At 74.1% G+C, this 21541-nt stretch carries 21 protein-coding genes; 1 reads left to right on the forward strand and 20 read right to left on the reverse strand.

Going from position 1 to position 21541, the window contains the following annotated elements:
- Positions 1–1263: a histidine--tRNA ligase gene (gene hisS / locus ACI79Q_RS12705; protein ID WP_456613102.1), complete on the reverse strand. Its 1263-nt coding sequence runs from the start codon at positions 1261–1263 to the stop codon at positions 1–3.
- Positions 1260–1943, reverse strand: a complete 684-nt coding sequence (locus tag ACI79Q_RS12710; RefSeq protein WP_456588636.1) for an MBL fold metallo-hydrolase — start codon at positions 1941–1943, stop codon at positions 1260–1262. The genes hisS and ACI79Q_RS12710 overlap by 4 nt, the downstream gene beginning before the upstream one ends.
- A gap of 146 nt (positions 1944–2089) precedes the next feature.
- Between ACI79Q_RS12710 and ACI79Q_RS12715 the strand changes: the two genes are divergently transcribed.
- A complete protein-coding gene (locus ACI79Q_RS12715) occupies positions 2090–2929 on the forward strand; it encodes a peptidylprolyl isomerase (RefSeq protein WP_456614799.1) in 840 nt (279 codons plus the stop codon).
- A 148-nt stretch (positions 2930–3077) separates the two neighbouring features.
- On the opposite strand, the gene ACI79Q_RS12720 is transcribed toward ACI79Q_RS12715, so the two are convergent.
- The 18 genes from ACI79Q_RS12720 to ACI79Q_RS12805 all read right to left on the reverse strand — a co-directional run bounded on the left by ACI79Q_RS12720 (position 3078) and on the right by ACI79Q_RS12805 (position 21531).
- Positions 3078–5525 carry a RelA/SpoT family protein gene (locus ACI79Q_RS12720; RefSeq protein WP_456599344.1) on the reverse strand — a complete coding sequence of 816 codons (2448 nt, stop codon included), beginning with the start codon at positions 5523–5525 and terminating at the stop codon, positions 3078–3080.
- A gap of 93 nt (positions 5526–5618) precedes the next feature.
- Positions 5619–6170: an adenine phosphoribosyltransferase gene (locus ACI79Q_RS12725; protein ID WP_456614800.1), complete on the reverse strand. Its 552-nt coding sequence runs from the start codon at positions 6168–6170 to the stop codon at positions 5619–5621.
- The gene (secF, locus tag ACI79Q_RS12730; RefSeq protein WP_456614801.1) at positions 6167–7510 is read right to left on the reverse strand and encodes a protein translocase subunit SecF; all 1344 of its coding nucleotides are present in this window, start codon (positions 7508–7510) and stop codon (positions 6167–6169) included. The genes ACI79Q_RS12725 and secF overlap by 4 nt, the downstream gene beginning before the upstream one ends.
- On the reverse strand, positions 7507–9138 hold the full coding sequence (secD, locus tag ACI79Q_RS12735) for a protein translocase subunit SecD (protein WP_456614802.1): 1632 nt from the start codon (positions 9136–9138) through the stop codon (positions 7507–7509). The genes secF and secD overlap by 4 nt, the downstream gene beginning before the upstream one ends.
- Positions 9139–9152: 14 nt before the next feature.
- Positions 9153–9464: a preprotein translocase subunit YajC gene (gene yajC, locus ACI79Q_RS12740; RefSeq protein ID WP_456588630.1), complete on the reverse strand. Its 312-nt coding sequence runs from the start codon at positions 9462–9464 to the stop codon at positions 9153–9155.
- A 148-nt stretch (positions 9465–9612) separates the two neighbouring features.
- Positions 9613–10737 carry a Holliday junction branch migration DNA helicase RuvB gene (ruvB, locus tag ACI79Q_RS12745; protein ID WP_456588629.1) on the reverse strand — a complete coding sequence of 375 codons (1125 nt, stop codon included), beginning with the start codon at positions 10735–10737 and terminating at the stop codon, positions 9613–9615.
- Entirely contained in the window at positions 10734–11372 is a 639-nt protein-coding gene (gene ruvA / locus ACI79Q_RS12750; RefSeq protein ID WP_456597719.1) for a Holliday junction branch migration protein RuvA, read from the reverse strand. Before ruvA ends, ruvB begins: the two co-directional genes overlap by 4 nt.
- A complete protein-coding gene (ruvC, locus tag ACI79Q_RS12755; protein ID WP_456597718.1) occupies positions 11369–11941 on the reverse strand; it encodes a crossover junction endodeoxyribonuclease RuvC in 573 nt (190 codons plus the stop codon). The genes ruvA and ruvC overlap by 4 nt, the downstream gene beginning before the upstream one ends.
- Positions 11942–12049: 108 nt before the next feature.
- Positions 12050–12811 (reverse strand): YebC/PmpR family DNA-binding transcriptional regulator, encoded by a 762-nt coding sequence (locus tag ACI79Q_RS12760; protein ID WP_456588626.1) that lies wholly within the window; start codon positions 12809–12811, stop codon positions 12050–12052.
- Positions 12808–13437, reverse strand: coding sequence for a pyridoxal 5'-phosphate synthase glutaminase subunit PdxT (gene pdxT, locus ACI79Q_RS12765; RefSeq protein WP_456588625.1), 630 nt, complete (start codon positions 13435–13437; stop codon positions 12808–12810). The genes ACI79Q_RS12760 and pdxT overlap by 4 nt, the downstream gene beginning before the upstream one ends.
- Positions 13434–14342 carry a pyridoxal 5'-phosphate synthase lyase subunit PdxS gene (pdxS, locus tag ACI79Q_RS12770; protein WP_456614803.1) on the reverse strand — a complete coding sequence of 303 codons (909 nt, stop codon included), beginning with the start codon at positions 14340–14342 and terminating at the stop codon, positions 13434–13436. Before pdxS ends, pdxT begins: the two co-directional genes overlap by 4 nt.
- 48 nt (positions 14343–14390) lie before the next feature.
- Positions 14391–14942, reverse strand: a complete 552-nt coding sequence (locus tag ACI79Q_RS12775; RefSeq protein WP_456588623.1) for a hypothetical protein — start codon at positions 14940–14942, stop codon at positions 14391–14393.
- Between the two features lie 11 nt (positions 14943–14953).
- On the reverse strand, positions 14954–16168 hold the full coding sequence (locus ACI79Q_RS12780) for a glycosyltransferase family 4 protein (protein WP_456588622.1): 1215 nt from the start codon (positions 16166–16168) through the stop codon (positions 14954–14956).
- Positions 16168–17112 carry a phosphatidylinositol mannoside acyltransferase gene (locus ACI79Q_RS12785; protein ID WP_456614804.1) on the reverse strand — a complete coding sequence of 315 codons (945 nt, stop codon included), beginning with the start codon at positions 17110–17112 and terminating at the stop codon, positions 16168–16170. The genes ACI79Q_RS12780 and ACI79Q_RS12785 overlap by 1 nt, the downstream gene beginning before the upstream one ends.
- Positions 17109–17726 (reverse strand): phosphatidylinositol phosphate synthase, encoded by a 618-nt coding sequence (gene pgsA, locus ACI79Q_RS12790; protein WP_456599338.1) that lies wholly within the window; start codon positions 17724–17726, stop codon positions 17109–17111. The genes ACI79Q_RS12785 and pgsA overlap by 4 nt, the downstream gene beginning before the upstream one ends.
- The gene (locus tag ACI79Q_RS12795) at positions 17727–18308 is read right to left on the reverse strand and encodes an HIT family protein (RefSeq protein ID WP_456588619.1); all 582 of its coding nucleotides are present in this window, start codon (positions 18306–18308) and stop codon (positions 17727–17729) included.
- Positions 18305–20350 (reverse strand): threonine--tRNA ligase, encoded by a 2046-nt coding sequence (gene thrS, locus ACI79Q_RS12800; protein ID WP_456614805.1) that lies wholly within the window; start codon positions 20348–20350, stop codon positions 18305–18307. Before thrS ends, ACI79Q_RS12795 begins: the two co-directional genes overlap by 4 nt.
- 50 nt (positions 20351–20400) lie before the next feature.
- Positions 20401–21531: a CapA family protein gene (locus ACI79Q_RS12805; protein WP_456614806.1), complete on the reverse strand. Its 1131-nt coding sequence runs from the start codon at positions 21529–21531 to the stop codon at positions 20401–20403.
- Positions 21532–21541: the final 10 nt, after the last annotated feature.

The raw sequence follows: 21541 nt of genomic DNA on the forward strand, positions 1-21541 counted from the left end.
TCACCCCTCCACACTCGCACGCACCCGGTCGAACAGCTCACCCACGGGGACGGCGACCTGCTCACCTGTGCGCATGTCCTTGAGCTGGCCCACGCCGTCGGCGAGGTCCCGCTCCCCGATGACGACGACGTGCGAGGCACCCGACCGGTCGGCGGCCTTCATCGCGCCCTTGAGGCCGCGGTCGCCGTAGACCGTGTCGGCCGCGACCCCGGCGGCGCGCAGCTGACCGACCAGCCGCACGGCCACCCGCTTCGCCTCGGCGCCCAGCGGGACCACGAACGCCTGCACGCCCGCGACCGCGCCGACGTCGAGCCCCTCGGCCTGGACGGCCAGCAGGGTGCGGTCCACCCCGACGGCGTAGCCGATGCCGGATACGTCGGGGCCGCCGAGCGCGGCCGAGAGCCCGTCGTAGCGCCCCCCGCCGCCGATGGCCGACTGCGCGCCGAGGCCGTTGTGCACGAACTCGAACGTCGTCTTCGTGTAGTAGTCCAGCCCGCGCACCAGCCGCGGCGCCTCGGTCCAGGTCACGCCGAGGTCGGTGAGGTGCTGGCGGACGGCGTCGTAGTGCGCCTTCGTGGTGTCCGACAGGTGGTCGACCATCAGCGGGGCCTCGTCGAGCTGGGCCTGCACCTCGGGCCGCTTGTCGTCGAGCACCCGCAGCGGGTTGATCGCCGCCCGGCGCCGGGTCTCCTCGTCGAGGTCGAGCTTCGCCAGGTAGGCCACCAGCAGCTCGCGGTACTGCGGCCGGCAGGTGGCGTCTCCCAGCGAGGTCAGCAGCAGCTCGAAGTCGGTGAGCCCGAGGTCGCGGAACCCCTGCACGCCCAGCGCCACCACCTCGGCGTCCAGCGCGGGGTCGTCGACGCCGAGCGCCTCCATGTCCACCTGGGTGAAGTGCCGGTAGCGGCCGGCCTGCGGGCGCTCGTACCGGAACGCCGAGCCGACCGTCCACAGCTTCACCGGCAGTGCGGCGGCGTGCAGCCGGTGCTCGATGAACGCCCGCATGAGCCCGGCGGTCAGCTCGGGGCGCAGGGTCAGCGACCGGCCGCCCCGGTCCTCGAACGTGTACATCTCCTTGGTCACGACGTCGGTGGACTCACCGACCCCGCGGGAGAAGACGGCGGTCTCCTCGAACACCGGCGTCTCGACGTACCCGTAGCCGGCCCGGCGCAGCGGCGCGGTCAGCGCGTCCCGGACGGCGAGGAACCGTGCCGAGTCCGGCGGCAGCGTGTCGAAGGTGCCCTTCGGGGCGGTCAGCCCGCTCACAGCCCGCGCCCCTTCGGCGCCTGCGCGGCCTCGGCCAGGTAGGGGTTGGTCGCCCGCTCCCGACCGATCGTGGTCGCCGGGCCGTGGCCGGGCAGCACCACGGTCTCGTCGTCCAGCGGCAGCACGACGTCGCGCAGCGAGCGCAGCATCGCGTCCCACGAGCCGCCCGGCAGGTCGACGCGGCCCACCGAGCCCGCGAACAGCACGTCCCCGGCCAGCAGCCCGGGCGCCTCACCGAGGTCGAGGGAGAACATCACCGAGCCCTGGGTGTGCCCGGGCGCGTGCCGGACGGTGAGATCCACCCCGGCCAGCGACAGCACCGCGCCGTCGTCCAGCGTGCGGACCTCCGACGGGTCCGGGAGCCGGACCCCCGTGATCAGCGGCGCCAGCTGCGGCCCGTGCCAGCGCACCGGGTCGGAGAGCATCCCGAAGTCGTCGGGGTGCAGGTAGGCGGGGATGTCGTAGCCGTCGCACACCGGCAGCACCGAGAAGGTGTGGTCCAGGTGCCCGTGGGTCAGCACGACCGCGACCGGCTTGAGACCGTCGTCGGCGAGCATGCGGGCCAGGGGCTCGACGGCGTCCATGCCCGGGTCGACGACGACGCACTCCTGGCCCGGCCCGGAGGCGACGGCGTAGCAGTTGGTGCCGAACGCGCCGGCGGGGAACGAGCGGATGAGCACCCGTGCAGGTTACGCGGGGCTCCCCGCCGCACCCGGCGCTGCCAGGGATCGCCCAGCCCCGGCACCTAGACTCGCACCCCGACCAGCGCCGCCGCCCGCCGCACCCGGCCGTGCACCGCGCCCCGTCCGCCGAGGAGTCCGCCCCCGTGCCCACGAACAAGCAGCGCCGGGAAGCCGCGCAGCGCCACCTGCAGCGCCAGCTGGAGCGCCGCACCGAGCAGGCGAAGAAGCGCCGCCGCAACCTGGGGCTGCTGCTCACCGCGATCGCCGTCGTCGCGATCGTGGGCGCCGCGCTGCTCATCACCAACGTGTTCGGCGGGGACGACGAGACCGACGACCTGGCGGCCGACCCGACGACCCCGGCGGCCACCTCGTCAGCGGCGCGCACCACCAACGCCGACGGCACCGTCACCTGCGAGTACCTGCCCGACGAGTCGGGGAACACCAACCTGACCGACGTCGGGACGCCGCCGAACCCGGAGGCCACCCCCACGCAGGGCACCGCCACCCTCCTGATGAGCACGAACCAGGAGGATCTCACCCTCACGCTGGACCGGGCGCAGGCCCCGTGCGCGGCGGCGAGCTTCGTGTACCTGACCGAGCAGGGCTTCTACGACGACACCTCCTGCCACCGGCTGGTGAACGCCGAGACGTTCGGGGTGCTGCAGTGCGGCGACCCGACCGGCACCGGCGCCGGCGGCCCGAGCTACAAGTACGCCGAGGAGGTCACCCCGGACACCACGTACCCGCGGGGCACCGTCGCCATGGCGAAGACCGCCGCGCCCAACAGCACGGGCGGTCAGTTCTTCCTGACCTTCGTCGACACCGAGCTGCCGCCGGAGTACACCGTGGTCGGCTCGATCGACGAGGCGGGGCTGGCCGTGCTCGACGAGGTGGCCGCCGGTGGGGTCCAGGGCGCGGACGGCCCCGGCGACGGCGCGCCGAACATCCCGGTGACGATCGAGGACATGGCCGTCGTCGGCTGAGGCGCGGCGCCGCCGTCGGGCGCCGGCACGTCCTGGCTCACCTGGCGGGGTCCTGGCTCAGCGTCGACAGTGAGCCAGGACCCCGAACGATCAGGTGACCTGATCATCAGGGGACGGCCCGGTCCGGCGGTCGCCGTGCGGGCTGCGGCTACGCGGTGACGCGCTCGACGTCGAAGACGCCGTCCACGTTGCGCACCGTCTGCAGCACCGCGCCCAGGTGCGCCGGGTCCGCCAGCTCGAAGGTGAACCGGCTGATGGCCACGCGGTCGCGGCTGGTCTGCACCGACGCCGAGAGGATGTTGACCCGCTCGTCGGCCAGCGCCTTGGTCACGTCGGAGAGCAGCCGGTGCCGGTCGAGGGCCTCCACCTGGATGGCCACGAGGAACACCGACCCCGGCGACGACGCCCACTCGACCTCGACCAGACGTTCAGGCTTGCTGCGCAGGTCCCCGGCGTTGGTGCAGTCGGTCCGGTGCACGCTCACGCCGCCGCCGCGGGTCACGAACCCAAGGACGTCGTCGCCGGGGACCGGGGTGCAGCACTTGGCGAGCTTGGCCCAGACGTCGGTCATGCCGTGCACGACGATGCCCGGGTCGCCACCGGCCGAGCGGCGCGCCACCGGCCGGCGGGTGGGGATCGCGGTCTCGGCGATGTCCTCGGTCGCGCCCTCGCTGCCGCCGAGCGCGGCCATGAGCTTCTCGACCACGGAGGCCGCGGAGAGCTGGTTCTCCCCCACCGCGGCGTAGAGGGCGGTGACGTCGGCGAACCGCAGGTCCTTGGCCAGCGTCGACAGCGCCTCGCCGCCGAGCAGCCGCTGCAGCGGTAGCCCGGCCTTGCGCATCGCGCGGGTCAGCGACTCCTTGCCGGCGTCGACGGCGTCCTCGCGGCGCTCCTTGGTGAACCACTGACGGATCTTGGTGCGGGCGCGGGAGGAGCCGACGAAGGTCAGCCAGTCCTTCGAGGGGCCGGCCGTGGGCGACTTCGAGGTGAAGATCTCGACCACGTCGCCGTTGCTGAGCTTGCTGTCGAGCGACACGAGCGAGCCGTTCACGCGGGCGCCGATGGTGCGGTAGCCGACCTCGGTGTGCACCGCGAAGGCGAAGTCGACGGGCGTGGAGTCCCCGGGCAGGCTCACCACGTCGCCCTTGGGCGTGAAGACGAAGACCTCCTGCGGCCCCAGGTCGTAGCGCAGGGTCTCGAGGAACTCCCCCGGCTCCTGGGCCTCCCGCTGCCAGTCCAGCAGCTGGCGCAGCCACAGCATGTCGTCGGGCGAGCCGGCCTTGGGCGGCGCACCGCTCTCCCCCGCGGCCGGCTTGCCCCCGGCGCGGGCCTTCTCCTTGTACTTCCAGTGCGCCGCGATGCCGTACTCGGCGGTGCGGTGCATGTCGTGGGTGCGGATCTGCAGCTCGACCGGCTTGCCCTGCGGCCCGATGACCGTCGTGTGCAGCGACTGGTACATGTTGAACTTCGGCATCGCCACGAAGTCCTTGAAGCGGCCCGGCACCGGCTGCCAGTGGGCGTGCATGATGCCGAGCGCGGCGTAGCAGTCGCGCACCGAGTCGACCAGGATGCGGATGCCGACGAGGTCCCAGATGTCGGTGAAGTCCCGGCCGCGGACGATCATCTTCTGGTAGATCGAGTAGTAGTGCTTCGGCCGCCCGGTGACGACCGCGTCGATCTTGGCCGCCTTCAGCTGCTCGGTCACCGACGCGGCGACCTCGGCCAGGTAGGTGTCGCGGGAGGGGGCCCGCTCGGCCACCAGCCGCACGATCTCGTCGTAGCGCTTGGGGTAGAGCGTGGCGAACGCGAGGTCCTCCAGCTCCCACTTGATCGTGTTCATGCCCAGCCGGTGGGCCAGCGGGGCGAGGATCTCGAGCGTCTCGCGCGCCTTCTTCTCCTGCTTCTCGGGCGGGAGGAAGCGCAGCGTGCGCATGTTGTGCAGCCGGTCGGCCAGCTTGATGACCAGCACCCGCGGGTCGCGGGACATCGCCACGATCATCTTGCGGATCGTCTCGGCCTGGGCGGCGTCACCCAGCTTCACCTTGTCGATCTTGGTGACCCCGTCGACCAGGTGGGCGACCTCCGAGCCGAAGTCGGTGGTGATCGTCTCCAGGGTGACGCCGGTGTCCTCGACCGTGTCGTGCAGCAGCGCCGCGATCAGGGTGGTCGTGTCCATCCCGAGGCCGGCCAGGATGGTGGCGACGGCGAGCGGGTGGGTGATGTAGGGGTCGCCGCTCTTGCGCTTCTGGCTGCTGTGCGCGGTCTCGGCGACGTCGTAGGCGCGTTGCAGCAGCGCCAGGTCGGCCTTGGGGTGGCTCTGCCGGTGCAGCGACGCCAGTGGCTCGAGCACGGGGCGCACCAGGCCGCTGCGCTGCCCGGCGACGATCCGCCGGGCGAGGCGGTCGCGCACCCGCCGGCGGGGGGTGCCGAGGTCGGCGTCGGGCGGGTCGGCGCCGACGTCGTCGGGACGGCGGACCGCGGGCCGCTCGGGCAGCGGGCTGCGGACCGGCGCCTCACCCACCGCATCAGCGACGGCCCCACCGGAGACCGCACCGGGCCGCGCCACAGCCGCGTCGGCGGCTACTTCGGAGGCCACGGGCGACTCCTGCGGCTGGCAGAGGGGGGACCCCCACCATGCTAGCCGGACCACGCCCGCCGCCGCCCGGGCGGCGAGCGGGTTCTCCCTCGGTCAGGTGGTCCAGAGTGCGTGCACCGGGTGCGGTGCCAGGAGCTGCCGCCCCCCGAGGGCCGCCAGCTCGACGACCACCGAGATCGCCGCCACCACGCCGCCGAGCTGCTCGACCAACGCCACGGCGGCGCCGAGCGTGCCGCCGGTGGCGAGCACGTCGTCGACGAGCAGCACCCGCTGACCGGGGCGGACCGAGTCCGCGTGCAGCTCCAGCGTCGCCGTCCCGTACTCCAGGGTGTAGTCGGCTGACACCCGCTCGCGCGGCAGCTTGCCCGCCTTGCGGATGGGCACCACGCCCACCCCGGCGTCGAGCGCCACCGCCGCGGCCAGCAGGAACCCGCGCGCCTCCACCCCGGCGACGACGTCGAACGGCCGCGGACCGGACCCGTGCGGCGCCGCCAGCCCGTCGACCATGCGCCGGAAGGCGGGCCCGTCGGCGAAGACCGGGGTCAGGTCGCGGAAGACGATGCCCGGTTCCGGGTGGTCGGGGACGTCGACGGTGAGGGAGGCGATGAGCTCGTCGAGCGGCTGCTCGACCGGCGCCGCGCTCACCGGCGCCGCTTGCCCGACGGCCGGCTGGACCCGGGGCGCTGCGGGCGGGCACCCGGCCGCGGGGCGGCGCTGGCGCCCCGTGGCGCGTCCGGCCGCACCGACGGCGGCGACTCGACGACGACGTCGGCGGTGACGGCACCGGGCAGCTCGGAGGCCGCGGCCGCGCCGGTGCTCCGGCGCCGGCGGGCACTGGCCACGGGACCGGCCGGGACGGCGGCGCCGTCGGCCCGCGCGGCCGAGGAGCGCCTGGCCAGCACCCGCCGGCGCAGCGCCTGCTGGGCCGGCTCGCGCTCCTTGAGGTCGGCGACGATCGGCGTGGCGAGCACGATCGACGAGTAGGTACCGGCGGCCAGGCCCACGAAGAGCACGAGGGCCAGGTCCTTGAGGGTGCCCACGCCGAGCAGGCCGGCACCCACGAAGAGCAGGCCGGCGACCGGGAGCAGCGCGATGACCGAGGTGTTGATCGACCGCATCAACGTCTGGTTGACGGCGAGGTTGGCCGCCTCGCCCCAGGTCATGCGGGCGCTGCGCTCCAGGTCGCGGGTGTTCTCGTCGACCTTGTCGAACACGACGACGGTGTCGTACAGGGAGAAGCCGAGGATCGTGAGGAAGCCGATGACCGTCGACGGCGTGACCTCGAAGCCGACCAGGGCGTACACCCCGGCGGTGACGACGATGTCGTGCACGAGCGCGGCCATGGCGCCGACGGCCATCTTCGGCTGGAAGCGCACGGCGAGGAAGAGCACGACGGCGACGAGGAAGACCGCCAGCGCCACGAGCGCCTGGTCGGTGATGTCCTGGCCCCACTCCGCGCTGACCGACTCCGGGCTGACCTGCTGCGGGGCGATGCCGACGGCCTCGGCCATCTCCTCCACCACGGCGCGCTCGGTCTCGTTGTCCAGCTGCGAGGTGCGGATGAGCAGCGTGTTGCCGCCGACGACCTGGGCGGAGGCGACATCGGCGCCGGCGTCCTCCGCGGCGGCGCGCGCCTGCTGCAGCTGCTGCTCGGTGCCGGGCAGCCGGAAGCTGTTACCGCCCTCGAAGTCGATGCCGAAGTTGAACCCGCGGAAGACCATCGAGAGCAGGCACAGCAGCACCACGACCGCGGTGATCCGGTAGATCAGGCGGCTGCGACCGACGACGTCCAGGCCGGCCTCGCCGTTGTAGAGCCGGTGGGCCAGTCCGCCGCGTCCGCCGCGTCCGCCGGGCGCGGCCGGGGTGGCGGCGTCGTCGTCGCTGCCCGGGTCCTGGGGCAGCCCGGCGTCGGCGAGCGCCTCCTCGCCGGTGCTCACCGGCGGCTGCTCGGAGGTCGGCTCGGCCGGGTCCGTCGGGCGGGTCATGAGGTGCTCCTGTCCTGCCGGCCGCCGACCGCGGCGGTGGCACCGACGAGTTCCCGCGCCGGTGCGGCGGGGCCCGTGCGACGGGTGTGCTCCACCCGGCCGAGGCCCGAGAACCGGTTCTTGCCGAAGTTCTTGAACCGGGAGAGCACGGCCATGAGCGGGTGGGTGAAGAGGAAGACGACGACGAGGTCGAGCACCGTCGACATGCCGAGGGTGAAGGCGAAGCCCTTCACGTCGCCGATGGCGAGCAGGTACAGGATCGCCGCGGCCAGGAAGCTGACCGCGTCCGCGGACAGGATGGTGCGCCGCGCCCGGACCCAGGCCCGGGGAACCGCCGACCGCAGCGACCGGCCCTCGCGGATCTCGTCCTTGAGCCGCTCGAAGTACACGACGAAGGAGTCGGCGGTGATGCCGATCGAGACGATGAACCCGGCGATGCCGGCGAGGCTGAGGGTGAAGCCGATCTCCCGCCCCAGCAGGATCAGGCAGGCGTAGACGACCACCGCCGAGAGGATCAGGCTGGCGATCATCACGAGGCCGAGCAGCCGGTAGTAGACCAGCGCGTACACGAAGACCAGCGCGATGCCGAGGGCGCCCGCGATGAGGCCTGCCTCCAGCTGCTCCTCGCCGAGCTCGGTGGAGATCGACTGGGCGGTGGCCTGGGTGAAGGTCAGCGGCAGGGCGCCGTACCGGAGCTGGTTGGCCAGCTCGGTGGCCGACTCCTGGTCGAAGCTGCCCTGGATGGTGGTCTGGCCGTTGATGGCGCCCTGGATGGTGGGCGCGGAGACGACCCGGCCGTCCAGGGTGAAGGCCACGTTCGACCCCACGTTGGCCGCGGTGTAGTTGGCCCACGTCTCCCGCCCGCCGGACCGGAAGTCCAGCAGGACGATCCAGCTGCCGTCGGTCGGGTGGGTGGCGGCGTTGGCGTCGTCGATCTCGGTGCCCTCGATGATCGTGGGGCCGAGCAGGTACTTGACGGTGCCGTCCTCGCTGCACGCGGCCACGAAGTCCTCGGGCCGGGTCACCTCGCCCAGCAGCTCCTCCGCGTCGCAGGTCAGCGTCGCGAACTCGGCGGCGGCCTCCTCCTGCGTGACGGCGGGGGCGTCCGGGTCGGGCAGCGTGGGGTCGGCGACGGCGCCGTCGCCGGTCGCCGGGTCCTCCGCCGCGTCGCCGGTGTCCTCCGCGGCGCTCCCGTCGGCCGTCTCCCCCTCGGTCGCCTCGGCGTCGGTGCCGGGCTCCTCCTCGGCGGGGCCGGCGGGGGCCACCTCCAACACGGGCCGGAAGCGCAGCTGCGCCGTGGCACCGAGCTCCCGGGCCTGTTCGCCGTCGTCCCCGGGCACCGAGATGATGATGTTGGAGTCGCCCTCGGTGACCACCGAGGCCTCGGCGACGCCGAGGCCGTTCACCCGCTGCTCGATGATCCGCCGGGCCAGCTCCAGGTCCTCCTGGGCCGGCGCCTGGCCGTCGGGGGTGCGGGCGGTCAGGGTCACCGTCGTGCCGCCGCGCAGGTCGAGGCCGAGCTGCGGCGTCCGGGTGTCCCCGGTGAAGAAGACCAGCCCGTAGAGCAGGGCGACGATCAGCACGAACGCGCCGAAGTAGCGCCCCGCGGGGAGGGTGCGGTTGGCCACGGAGGTCCCCCGGGTCAGACCGTGCCGTCGGCCGGGCGCGCGGGGTCCTCGTCGGACGGCGCGGTCCCGGCCGGGCGGCGGACCTCGAGGATCGCCTGGCGGGCGAAGGTCGCCACGACACCCGGCGCGATCTCGAGGTCGATGGTGGTCTCACCGACCCCGGCCACCGTGCCGTGCATGCCGCTGGTCGTCATGACCGGGGTGCCGACGGTCAGGGAGGCCAGCAGAGCCGCGTGCTGCTCCTGCATCTTCTTGCGCTGTCGCGCGGGCAGCACGAACAGCACGACGGCCAGCAGGGCCAGCATGATCAGCGGGAAGTACTCCACGACAGGTGTGCCTCTCTTCCGCGACCGGTTGCTCGCGGTGGGTGCGGCCCGGGACGGGACCGCTCGGGTGCATCGGTTGCCGTACGCACGGCGACCAGGCGGGACGCGCACGGCCCGGCCTGCGAGTTGCGCGCCAGCGTCCGGGAGTCTAGGCGTCGAACAGGGTCTCTGACGACGACCCCGGTGCCTGTGGGTCTGCTGTGACCCGGCCGAGCGCGCCGCCGCCGGCCGGCAGCGGCCGGCCGAGGTGCGCCCAGGCGGCCTCGGTCGCGACCCGCCCGCGCGGCGTGCGGGCCAGCAGCCCGGCGCGCACCAGGAACGGCTCGCACACCTCCTCCACCGTGTGCGGCTCCTCGCCGACGGCCACCGCCAGGGTGGCGACGCCGACCGGCCCGCCACCGAACTTGCCGACCAGCGCGTCCAGCACCTCCCGGTCCAGCCGGTCCAGGCCCAGGTGGTCGACGTCGTACAGGGCCAGCGCGGCCTCGGCGACCTCGCGGGTCACCCGGCCGTCGGCCTCCACCTCGGCGTAGTCGCGCACCCGGCGCAGCAGCCGGTTGGCGATGCGCGGGGTCCCGCGGGAGCGCCCCGCGATCTCCGCCGACCCCTCGTCGGTCAGCTCCACCCCGAGCAGCGCCGCGCTGCGGGCCAGCACCCGCTGCAGGTCGGCCGGCTCGTAGAACTCCATCTGGCCGACGAAGCCGAACCGGTCCCGCAGCGGGCCGGTGAGCAGCCCGGCGCGGGTGGTGGCGCCGACCAGCGTGAACGGGTTGATCTCCAGCGGGATCGCCGTCGCCCCGGGGCCCTTGCCGACGACGACGTCGACCCGGAAGTCCTCCATCGCCATGTAGAGCAGTTCCTCGGCGGGGCGGGCGATGCGGTGGATCTCGTCGATGAAGAGGACGTCGCCGGGGGCCAGGTTCGACAGCATCGCGGCGAGGTCGCCGGACCGCTCGATCGCCGGCCCACTGGTGATCTTCACCGAGGTGCCCAGCTCGGAGCCGATGATCAGCGCCAGGCTGGTCTTCCCCAGCCCGGGCGGGCCGGAGAGCAGGACGTGGTCGGGCGTGCGGCCACGGCGGCGCGCCCCCTCGAGCACCAGCGCCAGCTGGCGGGCGACCTTGGGCTGGCCGATGAAGTCGTCGAGCGAGTGCGGGCGCAGCGCCGACTCGACGACCCGCTCCTCGTCCCCCGCCTGCGGCGACACCGACCACTCCGGCGCCGCCTCGGCGGCCAGCTCACCGGTCAGCGACCGGTCGAACGGCGCGGTCACGACCTACCCAGCAGCTGGAGCGCCCGCCGCAGCAGCACCGCGACCTCCACGCTCCCCGTCGCCGCGAGCTGCTCGTCGGCCACCGGGGCCAGCTGGGCGACCGCCCCCTCGGCCTCCTTGCCGCTCCACCCCAGCCCGACGAGGGCCGAGGTGAGCTGGTCCCGCCACGGGGCCACCGGCGTGACCGACGGCAGCCCGGCGGGCGCCGGCGCGTCCAGCGAGGTGTCGGTGCTGGTCGAGCCGAGGCGGTCGCGCAGCTCGAGGATGAGCCGCTCGGCCCCCTTCTTGCCGATGCCGGGGACCTGCATGAGCGCCTTGACGTCGGCCATCGAGACGGCGCGGCGGACCTCCCGTGGCGGGTGGATGGCCAGCACCGCCTGGGCCAGCCGCGGCCCGACGCCGTTCGCCGTCTGCAGCAGCTCGAACAGCTGGCGCTCGTCGTCGTCGGCGAAGCCGTAGAGGGTGAGCGAGTCCTCACGCACGACCAGGCTGGTGGCCAGCCGGGCGGCCTCCCCCACCTGCAGCCGGGCGATCGTCCCCGGGGTGCACTGCACCGCCAGGCCGATCCCGCCGACCTCGACGACGGCGCCGTCGGGCCCCACCGCGGCCACCCGGCCGTGCACGCTGGCGATCATCGGGCCGCCACCCCCGTCCACCGGGGCAGCGTGCCGGTGGACCGCACCGGCGCGCCGATCCCGCCGGCGATCGCGGCGGTCCGCAGCCGCTGCTGCGCCGGGCCGCGCCACGCGTGGCAGACCGCCAGCGCCAGGGCGTCGGCGGCGTCGGCCGGCTTGGGGGCGGTGGCGAGCCCCAGGACCCGGGTGACCATGAGGGTGACCTGCTCCTTGTCCGCGCGGCCGTTGCCCGAGATCGCCGCCTTCACCTCGCTGGGCGTGTGCCAGGCGACCGGGCGGTCGGCCTGGGCGGCGGCCAGCGCGGCGACGCCCGCCGCCTGCGCCGTGCCCGTCGCCGTGCCCTTGTTGTTCTGGGTGAACACCCGCTCGATCGCCACGACGTCGGGACGGTGCTCGCGCAACAGCGCCGTGACGGCGGTGTGCAGCTCGAGCAGCCGCAGCTCGAGGTCGAGCTCGGCCATGGTGCGGACCACGCCGACGCCGACCGCCGTCGGCCGCGCCCCCGGGCGCCCGTCGACCACGCCCCACCCGCACCGGGTGAGGCCCGGGTCGATACCGAGCACCCGCATCGTCACGCTCCCGTCAGCCGAACTGGTGTTCGACCGAGGCTAACCGCAGCCCCCGACCGGACCCCGTCAACACGCCAGGTGATCTGACGAATCGGCACCGGGGTCCTTCTAGGCGTCGGCGGTGACCTTCTCCATGACGTCGTCGGGCACCTCGTAGTTGGCGTAGACGTTCTGCACGTCGTCGAGGTCCTCGAGGGCGTCGATGAGCTTGAAGACCTTGGTCGCCCCGTCCTCGTCGAGCTCCACCTGGACGCTGGGCAGGAAGCCGGCGTCGGCCGAGTCGTACTCGATACCGGCCTCCTGCAGCGCGGTGCGCACGGCCACCAGGTCACCGGGCTCGCAGATGACCTCGAGCGTGTCGCCCAGGTCGCGCACCTCCTCGGCGCCGGCGTCCAGCACCGCCATCAGCACGCTGTCCTCGTCGACGTCGCCGGACTTCGGCACCACGACCACGCCCTTGCGGGAGAAGAGGTAGGAGACCGAGCCGGGGTCGGCCATCGACCCGCCGTTGCGGGTCATGGCGGTGCGGACCTCCATGGCCGAGCGGTTCTTGTTGTCGGTGAGGCACTCGATGAGCACCGCGACACCGCCGGCCGCGTAGCCCTCGTAGGTGATGCCCTGGTAGTCGACGCCACCGGCCTCGGCGCCCGATCCGCGCTTGACCGCACGGTCGATGTTGTCATTGGGCACCGAGCTCTTCTTCGCCTTCTGGATGGCGTCGAAGAGCGTCGGGTTGCCGGCGGGGTCACCGCCGCCCGTGCGGGCGGCGACCTCGATGTTCTTGATCAGCTTGGCGAAGAGCTTGCCGCGCTTGGCGTCGATCCCGGCCTTCTTGTGCTTGGTCGTCGCCCACTTGGAGTGGCCGCTCACGGCTCTCCCCTCTCTGCGTCGGCCAGGTGAGCGCGCACGATGTCGACGAACAGCGCGTGCACCCGGCGGTCCCCGGTCAGCTCGGGGTGGAAGCTGGTGGCCACCACGTCGCCCTGGCGGACCGCGACGATCCTACCGTCGGCCGCACCGCCCACGACCCGCCCGAGGACCTGCACCCCCGGGCCGGCCTCCTCCACCCACGGCGCGCGGATGAAGACGGCGTGCAGCGGGCCCCCGCCGAGCCCGTCCAGCTCGACCCGGGTCTCGAAGGAGTCGGCCTGCCGGCCGAAGGCGTTCCGCCGGACGGTCACGTCCAGCCCGCCGACGGTCGGCTGCCCCGGCGGGGCGCCGACCAGCCGGTCGGCGAGCAGGATCATGCCCGCGCAGGTCCCGTAGGCGGGCAGCCCCGCGCGCACCGCCGCGCGCAGCGGCTCGAGCAGACCGAACCGCCCGGCCAGGGTCCCCATCGTCGTCGACTCCCCGCCGGGGACGACGATCCCGTCGACGCCGGCCAGCTCCTCCGGCCGGCGCACCGGCCGCGGCTCGGCCCCCTCGGCCCGCAGCACCGCGAGGTGCTCGCGGACGTCGCCCTGCAGCGCCAGCACCCCGATGACGGGGGCGGTCACCACCCGCGGGTGGCGTAGCGCTCGGCCGCCGGCAGCGTCGAGACGTCGATCCCGACCATCGGCTCGCCCAGCCCGCGCGAGACCTTGGCGATCACGTCGGGGTCGTCGGAGAACGTCGTCGCCTGCACGATGGCCGCCGCCCGCTGCGCCGGGTGGCCGGACTTGAAGATGCCCGAGCCGACGAACACGCCCTCGGCGCCCAGCTGCATCATCATCGCCGCGTCGGCCGGGGTGGCGATGCCACCGGCGGTGAACAGCACCACCGGCAGCTTGCCGAGCCGGGCCACCTCGGCCACCAGGTCGTACGGCGCCCGCAGCTCCTTGGCGGCCACGAAGAGCTCGCTCTCGTCGAGGGTGCCCAGCGCCTTGATGCCGGCCCGGATCGACCGCATGTGCCGGGTGGCCTCCACGACGTTGCCGGTGCCGGCCTCGCCCTTGGACCGGATCATCGCCGCGCCCTCGGAGATGCGCCGCAGCGCCTCGCCGAGGTCGGTGGCGCCGCAGACGAACGGCACGGTGAACGCGTGCTTGTCGATGTGGTGCGCCTCGTCCGCGGGGGTGAGCACCTCGGACTCGTCGATGTAGTCCACACCGAGGGACTGCAGCACCTGCGCCTCGACGAAGTGGCCGATGCGGGCCTTGGCCATCACGGGGATGGAGACGGCGTCGACGATCCCCTGGACCATGTCCGGGTCGCTCATCCGCGCGATGCCGCCCTGGGCGCGGATGTCGGCCGGCACCCGCTCCAGCGCCATCACCGCCACGGCGCCGGCGTCCTCGGCGATCCGGGCCTGCTCTGGCGTGACGACGTCCATGATGACGCCGCCCTTGAGCTGCTCGGCCATGCCGCGCTTCACGCGGTCGGTACCGGTCCGGGCGACGGACGGGTCGGGCTGCGTCGTCACAGGTTTCCGCCTTGGGGTCGAGAACGGGGGTCCCCCACCCTACGGGCGTCAGCCGGCGAGGCGGCCGGCCACGTCGGCGTCCTTGGTCACGTCGCCCAGGCGGTCGTCGATGTCGAAGTAGCGCGGCAGCGGGCGCGTGCGGTGCAGGCCCGCCCAACGGGGGAAGCGCCGGCCGCGCAGCTCGCGGGTGTCGCGCACGGCGTCGTTGTAGAACCGGCGGGCCAGGGCGACCCGCGTCTGGGTGCCCGCCAGGTCCGCGCGCAGCGCCGCGGGGACGCCCGGCAGGCCGGGCGGCAGCTCGCGCAGCTGGTGCCCGAGCGCGTTCTCCGCCAGCTCGCGGTCCCCCGCGTCGCGGGCCGCGCGCGCCTCCGCTGCGTGCGACACCAGGCCGAGCCGGACCTCGGCGGCGAGGGCCGCTGGGTGGTGGCGGGCCAGCTCCTCGGCGAGCCCGGCGCGGCGCTGCAGCTGGGCGTCCAGCGTCGCCCAGGCCCGGTCGACCCGGGCGTCCAGCCGCCGCAGCCGGGTGAGCGTCCAGCCGGTCCAGACCACCAGGAGCAGGAGCACTCCGGCGGCGAGCAGCAACCAGGCCAGGGACGTCACGGTCCCCGAGGCTAGCGGCGCGGCCGCCGTATGCGGGGAGGTCCGGCCGCGGTGCCTGTCGGCGGCACGCCGGGGAACTCGTCCTCGGGCGCCGCGGTCACCACGCCGCCGCCGGGCGGCAGGACGGTCTCGTACACCGCCAGGACGCGGCGGGCGAGCACCTGCCAGTCGTAGCGCGCGGCCACCTGGGAGCCGCGCGCGGCGAGCTCGGCGCGCCGGGCGGGGTCGGCGAGCAGGTCCGCGAGCGCCCGGCCGAGCGCGGCCGGGTCGTCGCGTCGCACCACGACTCCCGCGGCCCCGTCGTCCAGCACCCGGACGAAGGCGTCCAGGTCGCTGGCGACGACGGGCGCCCCGGCGGCCATCGCCTCGATGAGGATCACGCCGAACGACTCACCGAGCAGGTTGGGTGCGCAGTAGACGTCCACGCTCCGCAGCAGCGCCGCCTTGTCCGCCTCCGAGACCTCCCCGAGCAGGGTCACGTGCGGCCGCAGCTCGGTGCCCACCATGGACCACAGCTGGTCGGCGTCACCGCGTCCGGCGATGAGCAGCCGCACCGCCGGGTGGGTCCGGACGACGGTGCGCAGCGCCGCCAGCAGCACCGGCAGCCCCTTGCGGGGCTCGTCGAACCGCCCGACGAAGCCGATGGTGGGCGGGGCGCCCGTCCCCCGGCCGTAGCCGGGCAGCGGCGGCCCGTCGGCGAAGAACGGCACGTGCACGCCGTTGGGGATGATGACGGCGTCGCCCCCCAGGTGCTCGACCTGCACGCGCCGGGCGAAGTCGGAGACGGCGATCCGGCCGCTGATCTTCTCCAGCCAGGGCCGCGTCATGGGGCCGACGGCAGCCAGCCACTTGGAGCGGGTCGTCGCCGCGTGGAAGGTCGCCACGATCGGCCCGGTCGCGATCATGCAGACCAGCAGGGACACCGACGGGGTCGCCGGCTCGTGCACGTGGACGACGTCGAACCGGCCCTCCCGGAGCCAGCGGCGCACCCGCGCGGCCGACACGGGGCCGAACTGGAGGCTCGCCATCGAGCCGTTGTACGGGACCGGGACGGTGCGGCCGGCGAAGGTGACGAAGGGGTCGGTGACCGACTCCTCGTGCTGCGCGGGCGTGAGCACCTCCACGTGGTGGCCCATCCCGCGCAGCGTCACGGCGAAATCGCGCACGTGGTACTGGACACCACCGGGGACGTCCCAGCGGTAGGGGCAGACCAGGCCGATGCGCATCAGTCCGCGCCCCCCCGGCCGGGCGCGACCGGATCGGCCGGCACGTCGGGCCAGATCCGGCCGAGCATGTGCCAGTCCTCGGGACGCTCGGCGATCCCGGCGGCGAACACGTCGGCCACCTGCTGCATCGCCGTCCCCACCCGGTCGGCGAGCCGGCCGGGACCCCGGACCGGCACCTCGGGCGAGATGCACATCCGCCACCCGGTCGCGGTGAACTGGCAGACCGCCGGCACGAGGGCGGCACCGGTGCGCTCGGCCAGCAGCGCCGCGCCACCGGGCATGGTGGCCGCCCGGCCGAAGAACGTCACCGGGACACCGCCGGCACCGAGGTTGCGGTCGACCAGCAGGCAGGCCACGCCGCCGTCGGCCAGCCACTCGCGCAGGACCTCCGAGCTCGACCGCTCCCCACCCGTGAGCGGCACCACCCGGAAGCCCAGGGACTCGCGGTAGTCGAGGAACCGCCGGTACAGCGACTCGGGGCGCAGCCGCTCGGCGACGGTCATGAAGGGGCCGTCCAGCCAATCGGTGAACCAGGCGCCGGCCGCGTCCCAGTTGCCGCTGTGCGGCAGGGCGGCGATCACCCCGCGCCCCTCGGCGCGGGCGCGCGCGATGTGCTCGATCCCGGGGACCACGCTGTCGCGCCGGATCCGCTCCGCGGTCAGCGTCGGCAGCCGGAAGGCCTCCTGCCAGTAGCGGGCGTAGGACCGCATCGCCCGGCGGGTCAGCTCCGCGAGCTCCGGCTCGGACAGCCGCCCGCCGGTCACCACCCGCAGGTTGGCGCGCAGCTGGCGGACGCCCCGGCCGTCGCGACCGGCGGCCCACTCCCCCGCCCGGTCGAACAGTGACCGCGCGGCCGGCTCCGGGAGCATGCGCACCGCCCGCCACCCCGCTGCGTACCCCGCGTCGGACAGCCGACCGGCCAGCCGCTCCCGAGCGCCGCTCACGGTTCGATCCGCCGTCCGTCCGCGGACCGCTTCACCGCCAGCACCCGCTGGGCCACCGTGACGGCGCTGCCGGCCAGCAGCACCCACAACGCCACGTGGACGGCGTACGGGATGCCCAGCCCGGTGAAGCCGGTGCCGGTCAGCACCAGGATCAGCCGCTCCGTCCGCTCGACGACGCCGACGTCGCAGGACAGCCCCATCCCCTCGGCCCGCGCCTTGATGTAGGAGGTGAGGACGCCCAGCACCAGGCAGAGCAGCGCGAGCAGGACGAGGAGCCGGTTGTCCCCGCTCCCGGCGAACCACCAGATCAGCGCGCCGAAGATGGCGGCGTCGGCGGCGCGGTCACCGGTGGAGTCCAGCACGGCACCGAAGACCGAGCCGCCGCCGCGCAGGCGGGCCAGCGCGCCGTCGAGCATGTCCAGCAGCACGAAGACCGTGACGGTGAACGCCCCCCAGAAGAGGTGCCCGGTCGCGATGAGCCCGGCGGCGCCGGCGATCGCCCCGACGGTCCCGGTGATCGTGACCATGTCCGGGGTGACCCCGAGCCGGGCCAGCCGCACGGCCAGCGGGTTGACCACCTTGGCCACCACGGGGCGGGCGTTGACGCCGAGCACTCAGGCCTCCGGGCTCGTGGCGTGGTGATCCGCCCAGGCGGCGGCGAGCAGGGCGCGCGTCTCCCCCAGCACCTGCGGGAGCACGCGGGTGAGCCCGATGACCGGCATGAAGTTGGTGTCCCCGCCCCAACGCGGCACGGCGTGCTGGTGCAGGTGGTCGGCGATGCCGGCGCCGGCGACGGAACCCTGGTTCATCCCGATGTTGAAGCCGTGCGCACCGGTCACCGCCCGCACCACCCGCATCGCCGTCTGCGTGAAGGCGCCGAGCTCGGCGACCTCCGCCGGCGTGAGGTCCGTGTAGTCGGGCACGTGCCGGTACGGCACCAGCATGAGGTGGCCGGCGTTGTAGGGGTACAGGTTGAGGACGGCGAAGACCGTCTCCCCCCGCGCCACGACCAGCCCGGCGGCGTCCTCCAGGGTGGGGATGACGCAGAACGGGCAGTCGTGCGCGCCCGTCGGCTTCCCCTCCCCGCGGATGTAGGCCATGCGGTAGGGCGTCCACAGGTGCTCGAACACCGTCGCCGGACCGCCGTCGTCGGAGGAGACCGCCACCCGGTACGGCTCGTGCGGCTCTCCGGTCATCCGGGGACCGCCGCGGTGTCCGCCGTCGGGTCGGCGTTGGTGCGGGCCGCGACCCAGGCCGCGACGAACTCGACGGCGTCGTCGACCAGCACACCGTTGCGCTGGCTGCCGTCGCGGAAGCGGAAGGAGACCGCGCCGGCGTCGGCGTCGGTGGCCCCGGCGATGAGGACGAAGGGGACCTTCTGCTTGCTCGCCGTCCGGATCTTCTTCTGCATCCGGTCGTCGGAGTCGTCGATCTCCACCCGCAGGCCGCGGGCGCGCAGCTTCAGCGCGACGTCGGTGAGGTAGGGCACCTGCTCGTCGGTGACCGGGATGCCGACGACTTGGACCGGGGCCAGCCACGCCGGGAAGGCGCCCGCGTAGTGCTCGGTGAGGACGCCGAAGAAGCGCTCGATCGAGCCGAACTTCGCCGAGTGGATCATCACCGGCTGCTGGCGGCCGCCGTCGGCGGAGGTGTACTCCAGGCCGAAGCGGGCCGGCTGGTTGAAGTCGTACTGGATCGTCGACATCTGCCAGGTCCGGCCGATGGCGTCGCGGGCCTGCACGGAGATCTTCGGCCCGTAGTAGGCCGCCCCGCCCGGATCGGGCACCAGTTCCAGGCCGGTCTCCTTCGCCGCCTCCTCGAGGACGGCGGTGGCGACCGCCCACTCCTCGTCGGACCCGATGAACTTGTCGGACGCGTCGCGGGTGGACAGCTCCAGGAAGTAGTCGTCCAGCCCGAAGTCGCGCAGGAGGCCCAGCACGAACGCCAGCAGGTGCCGGATCTCCCCGGGCGCCTGCTCGGGGGTGACGTAGCTGTGCGAGTCGTCCTGGGCGAAGCCCCGCACCCGGGTCAGGCCGTGCACGACGCCGGACTGCTCGTAGCGGTAGACCGAGCCGAACTCGAACAGCCGCAGCGGGAGCTCGCGGTAGGACCGCCCGCGCGACCGGAAGATCAGGTTGTGCATCGGGCAGTTCATGGCCTTGAGGTAGTACTTCGCGTTGTCCAGGTCCATGCCCGGGAACATGGTCTCCTCGTAGTACGGGAGGTGCCCGGAGGTCTCGAACAGCCCGCTCTTGCTGATGTGCGGGGTGCCGACGTAGTCGAAGCCCTCCTCCAGGTGCCGGCGCCGGACGTAGTCCTCCATCTCCCGCTTGATCACCCCGCCCTTGGGGTGGAAGACGGGCAGCCCGGAGCCGATCTCGTCCGGGAAGCTGAACAGGTCCAGCTCGACGCCGAGCCGGCGGTGGTCGCGTCGCTCGGCCTCGGCGAGGTGCTCCAGGTAGGCCTTGTGCGCCTCCTTGCTCTCCCAGGCGGTGCCGTAGACGCGCTGCAGCTGCGGGTTCTTCTCGCTGCCCCGCCAGTACGCCGCCGCGCTCCGGGTGAGGCTGAAGGCGGGGATGCTCGACGTCCGCGGCAGGTGCGGGCCGCGGCACAGGTCGGTCCAGACCCGCTCGCCCGACCGCGGGTCGAGGTTGTCGTACATCGTCAGCTGCGCGCCGCCGACCTCGACGTCGGCGCCCTCGGCCGCGGCCCCGACGTCGTCGCCGGCGCCGCCCTTCAGCCCGATGAGCTCGAGCTTGTACGGCTCGTGGGCGAGCTCCCCCTCGGCGTCGTCGTCGCTGATCTCGCGCCGGGCGAAGTACTGCCCGGCCTTCACGATCTCCTGCATGCGCTTCTCGAGCGCCTTCAGGTCCTCGGGGGTGAACGGCCGCTCGGGGTCGAAGTCGTAGTAGAAGCCGTTCTCGACCGGCGGGCCGATGCCCAGACGGGTGCCCGGGAAGAGGTCCTGCACCGCCTGGGCGAGCACGTGGGCGGCGGAGTGCCGGATGACCGCGCGCCCGTCGGCGCTGGACGCCGCGACGGCCTCGACCTCGGCGTCGGCGTCCGGGGCCCAGGCGAGATCCTTGAGGTTGCCGGTGGCCACGTCGCGGACGACGACGGCGCCGTCGGGGCCCTTGAGCGGGACGCCGGCGGCCTTGAGCGCGTCCTGGGCCGTCGTCCCGGCCGGCACCCGGATCGGTCCGACGGCGGTGGGCGAGGGCTGGGTGGACACGAGCATGCTCCAGGGGATCGAGGAACGGGCGCCCTGAGCCTAGTGCGCCCCCGCGCTCACCCCGGGACGATGCCCAGCCCCGCGGCCACCGCACCCCGCCGGTCGAGGACGCCGGCGATCCGCGCGAAGCTCTCGGGGTCGGCCGGGACGATCCGCACGGCGTCCTCCCCCAGTTCGATGCGCAGCGGCACCGCCTCCGCCCGGGAGACGGCGAACCGGCCGTCGGCGCCGCGGGTGAAGGTGAAGCGGGCGGCCACCGAGTCCTCGGTCGGGTACCCGCGGGTGGCGTGCTCGGCGAGGTGGTTGCTGAGGCCGTAGGCGACCCACTCGCCGCCGATCTGCTCGACCGGCTGCACCACGTGCGCATGGTGGCCGAGCACGAGGTCGACGTCCGGGGAGCCCAGCAGCGCCCGCGCGGCCGCCTCCTGGGTGGGCGTCGGGTCGTTGTCGTACTCCTGGCAGCAGTGGAGGCTCGCGACGACGACCTCGGCGCCCGCCGCCCGCGCCCGCGCCGCGGCGGCCAGCATGCCGGGCACGTCCGGCAGGGCGGCGACGTCCACCGACCACTCCCGGCCGGCAGGCAGCGGCACGCCGTTGAGGCTGAACGTCGCCGCGACGTGGCCGACGCGCACGCCGTCCACGTCGACGAGCGTCGGCCGGCCGCTCTCCTCCCGGCTGCGGTACGTGCCGGTGTGCCCGATGCCGGCCCCCGCCAGCGTGTCGATCGTGCGGGTGAGCCCGTCGAAGCCGGCGTCCAGCGAGTGGTTGGACGCCGTGGAGCACAGGTCGTACCCCGCGCCGGCCAGCGCGTCGACGATCTCCGGCTGGACGCTGAAGCTCGGGTAGCCGCGGTACGGGCCACCCTCCGGGGCGACCGGCGTCTCCAGGTGGCAGATGGCCAGGTCGGCGTCTCCGATCAGGTCGGCGACGGGCGCGAACACCCCGCTGAAGTCGTACGAGCCGTCGGGCTGCCGGGCACCGGAGGTGAGCGCCCGGCCCTGGTGCACCAGCACGTCGCCGGTCGCGAGCAGCGTGAAGCTCTCGGGCTCGGGCTCGGGCGGCGGTTCCGGGGCCGCAGCGGACGCCCCGGGCCCGGAGACGTCGGCCGGCTCGGCGGGCGCACCGGCCCCGCCACCGCAGCCGGCCAGCAGGAGCACGGCCGCCCCGGCGGCCCGCCAGCGACGCATGGCGCCGACG

The organism is Blastococcus sp. SYSU DS0828, from assembly GCF_054050975.1.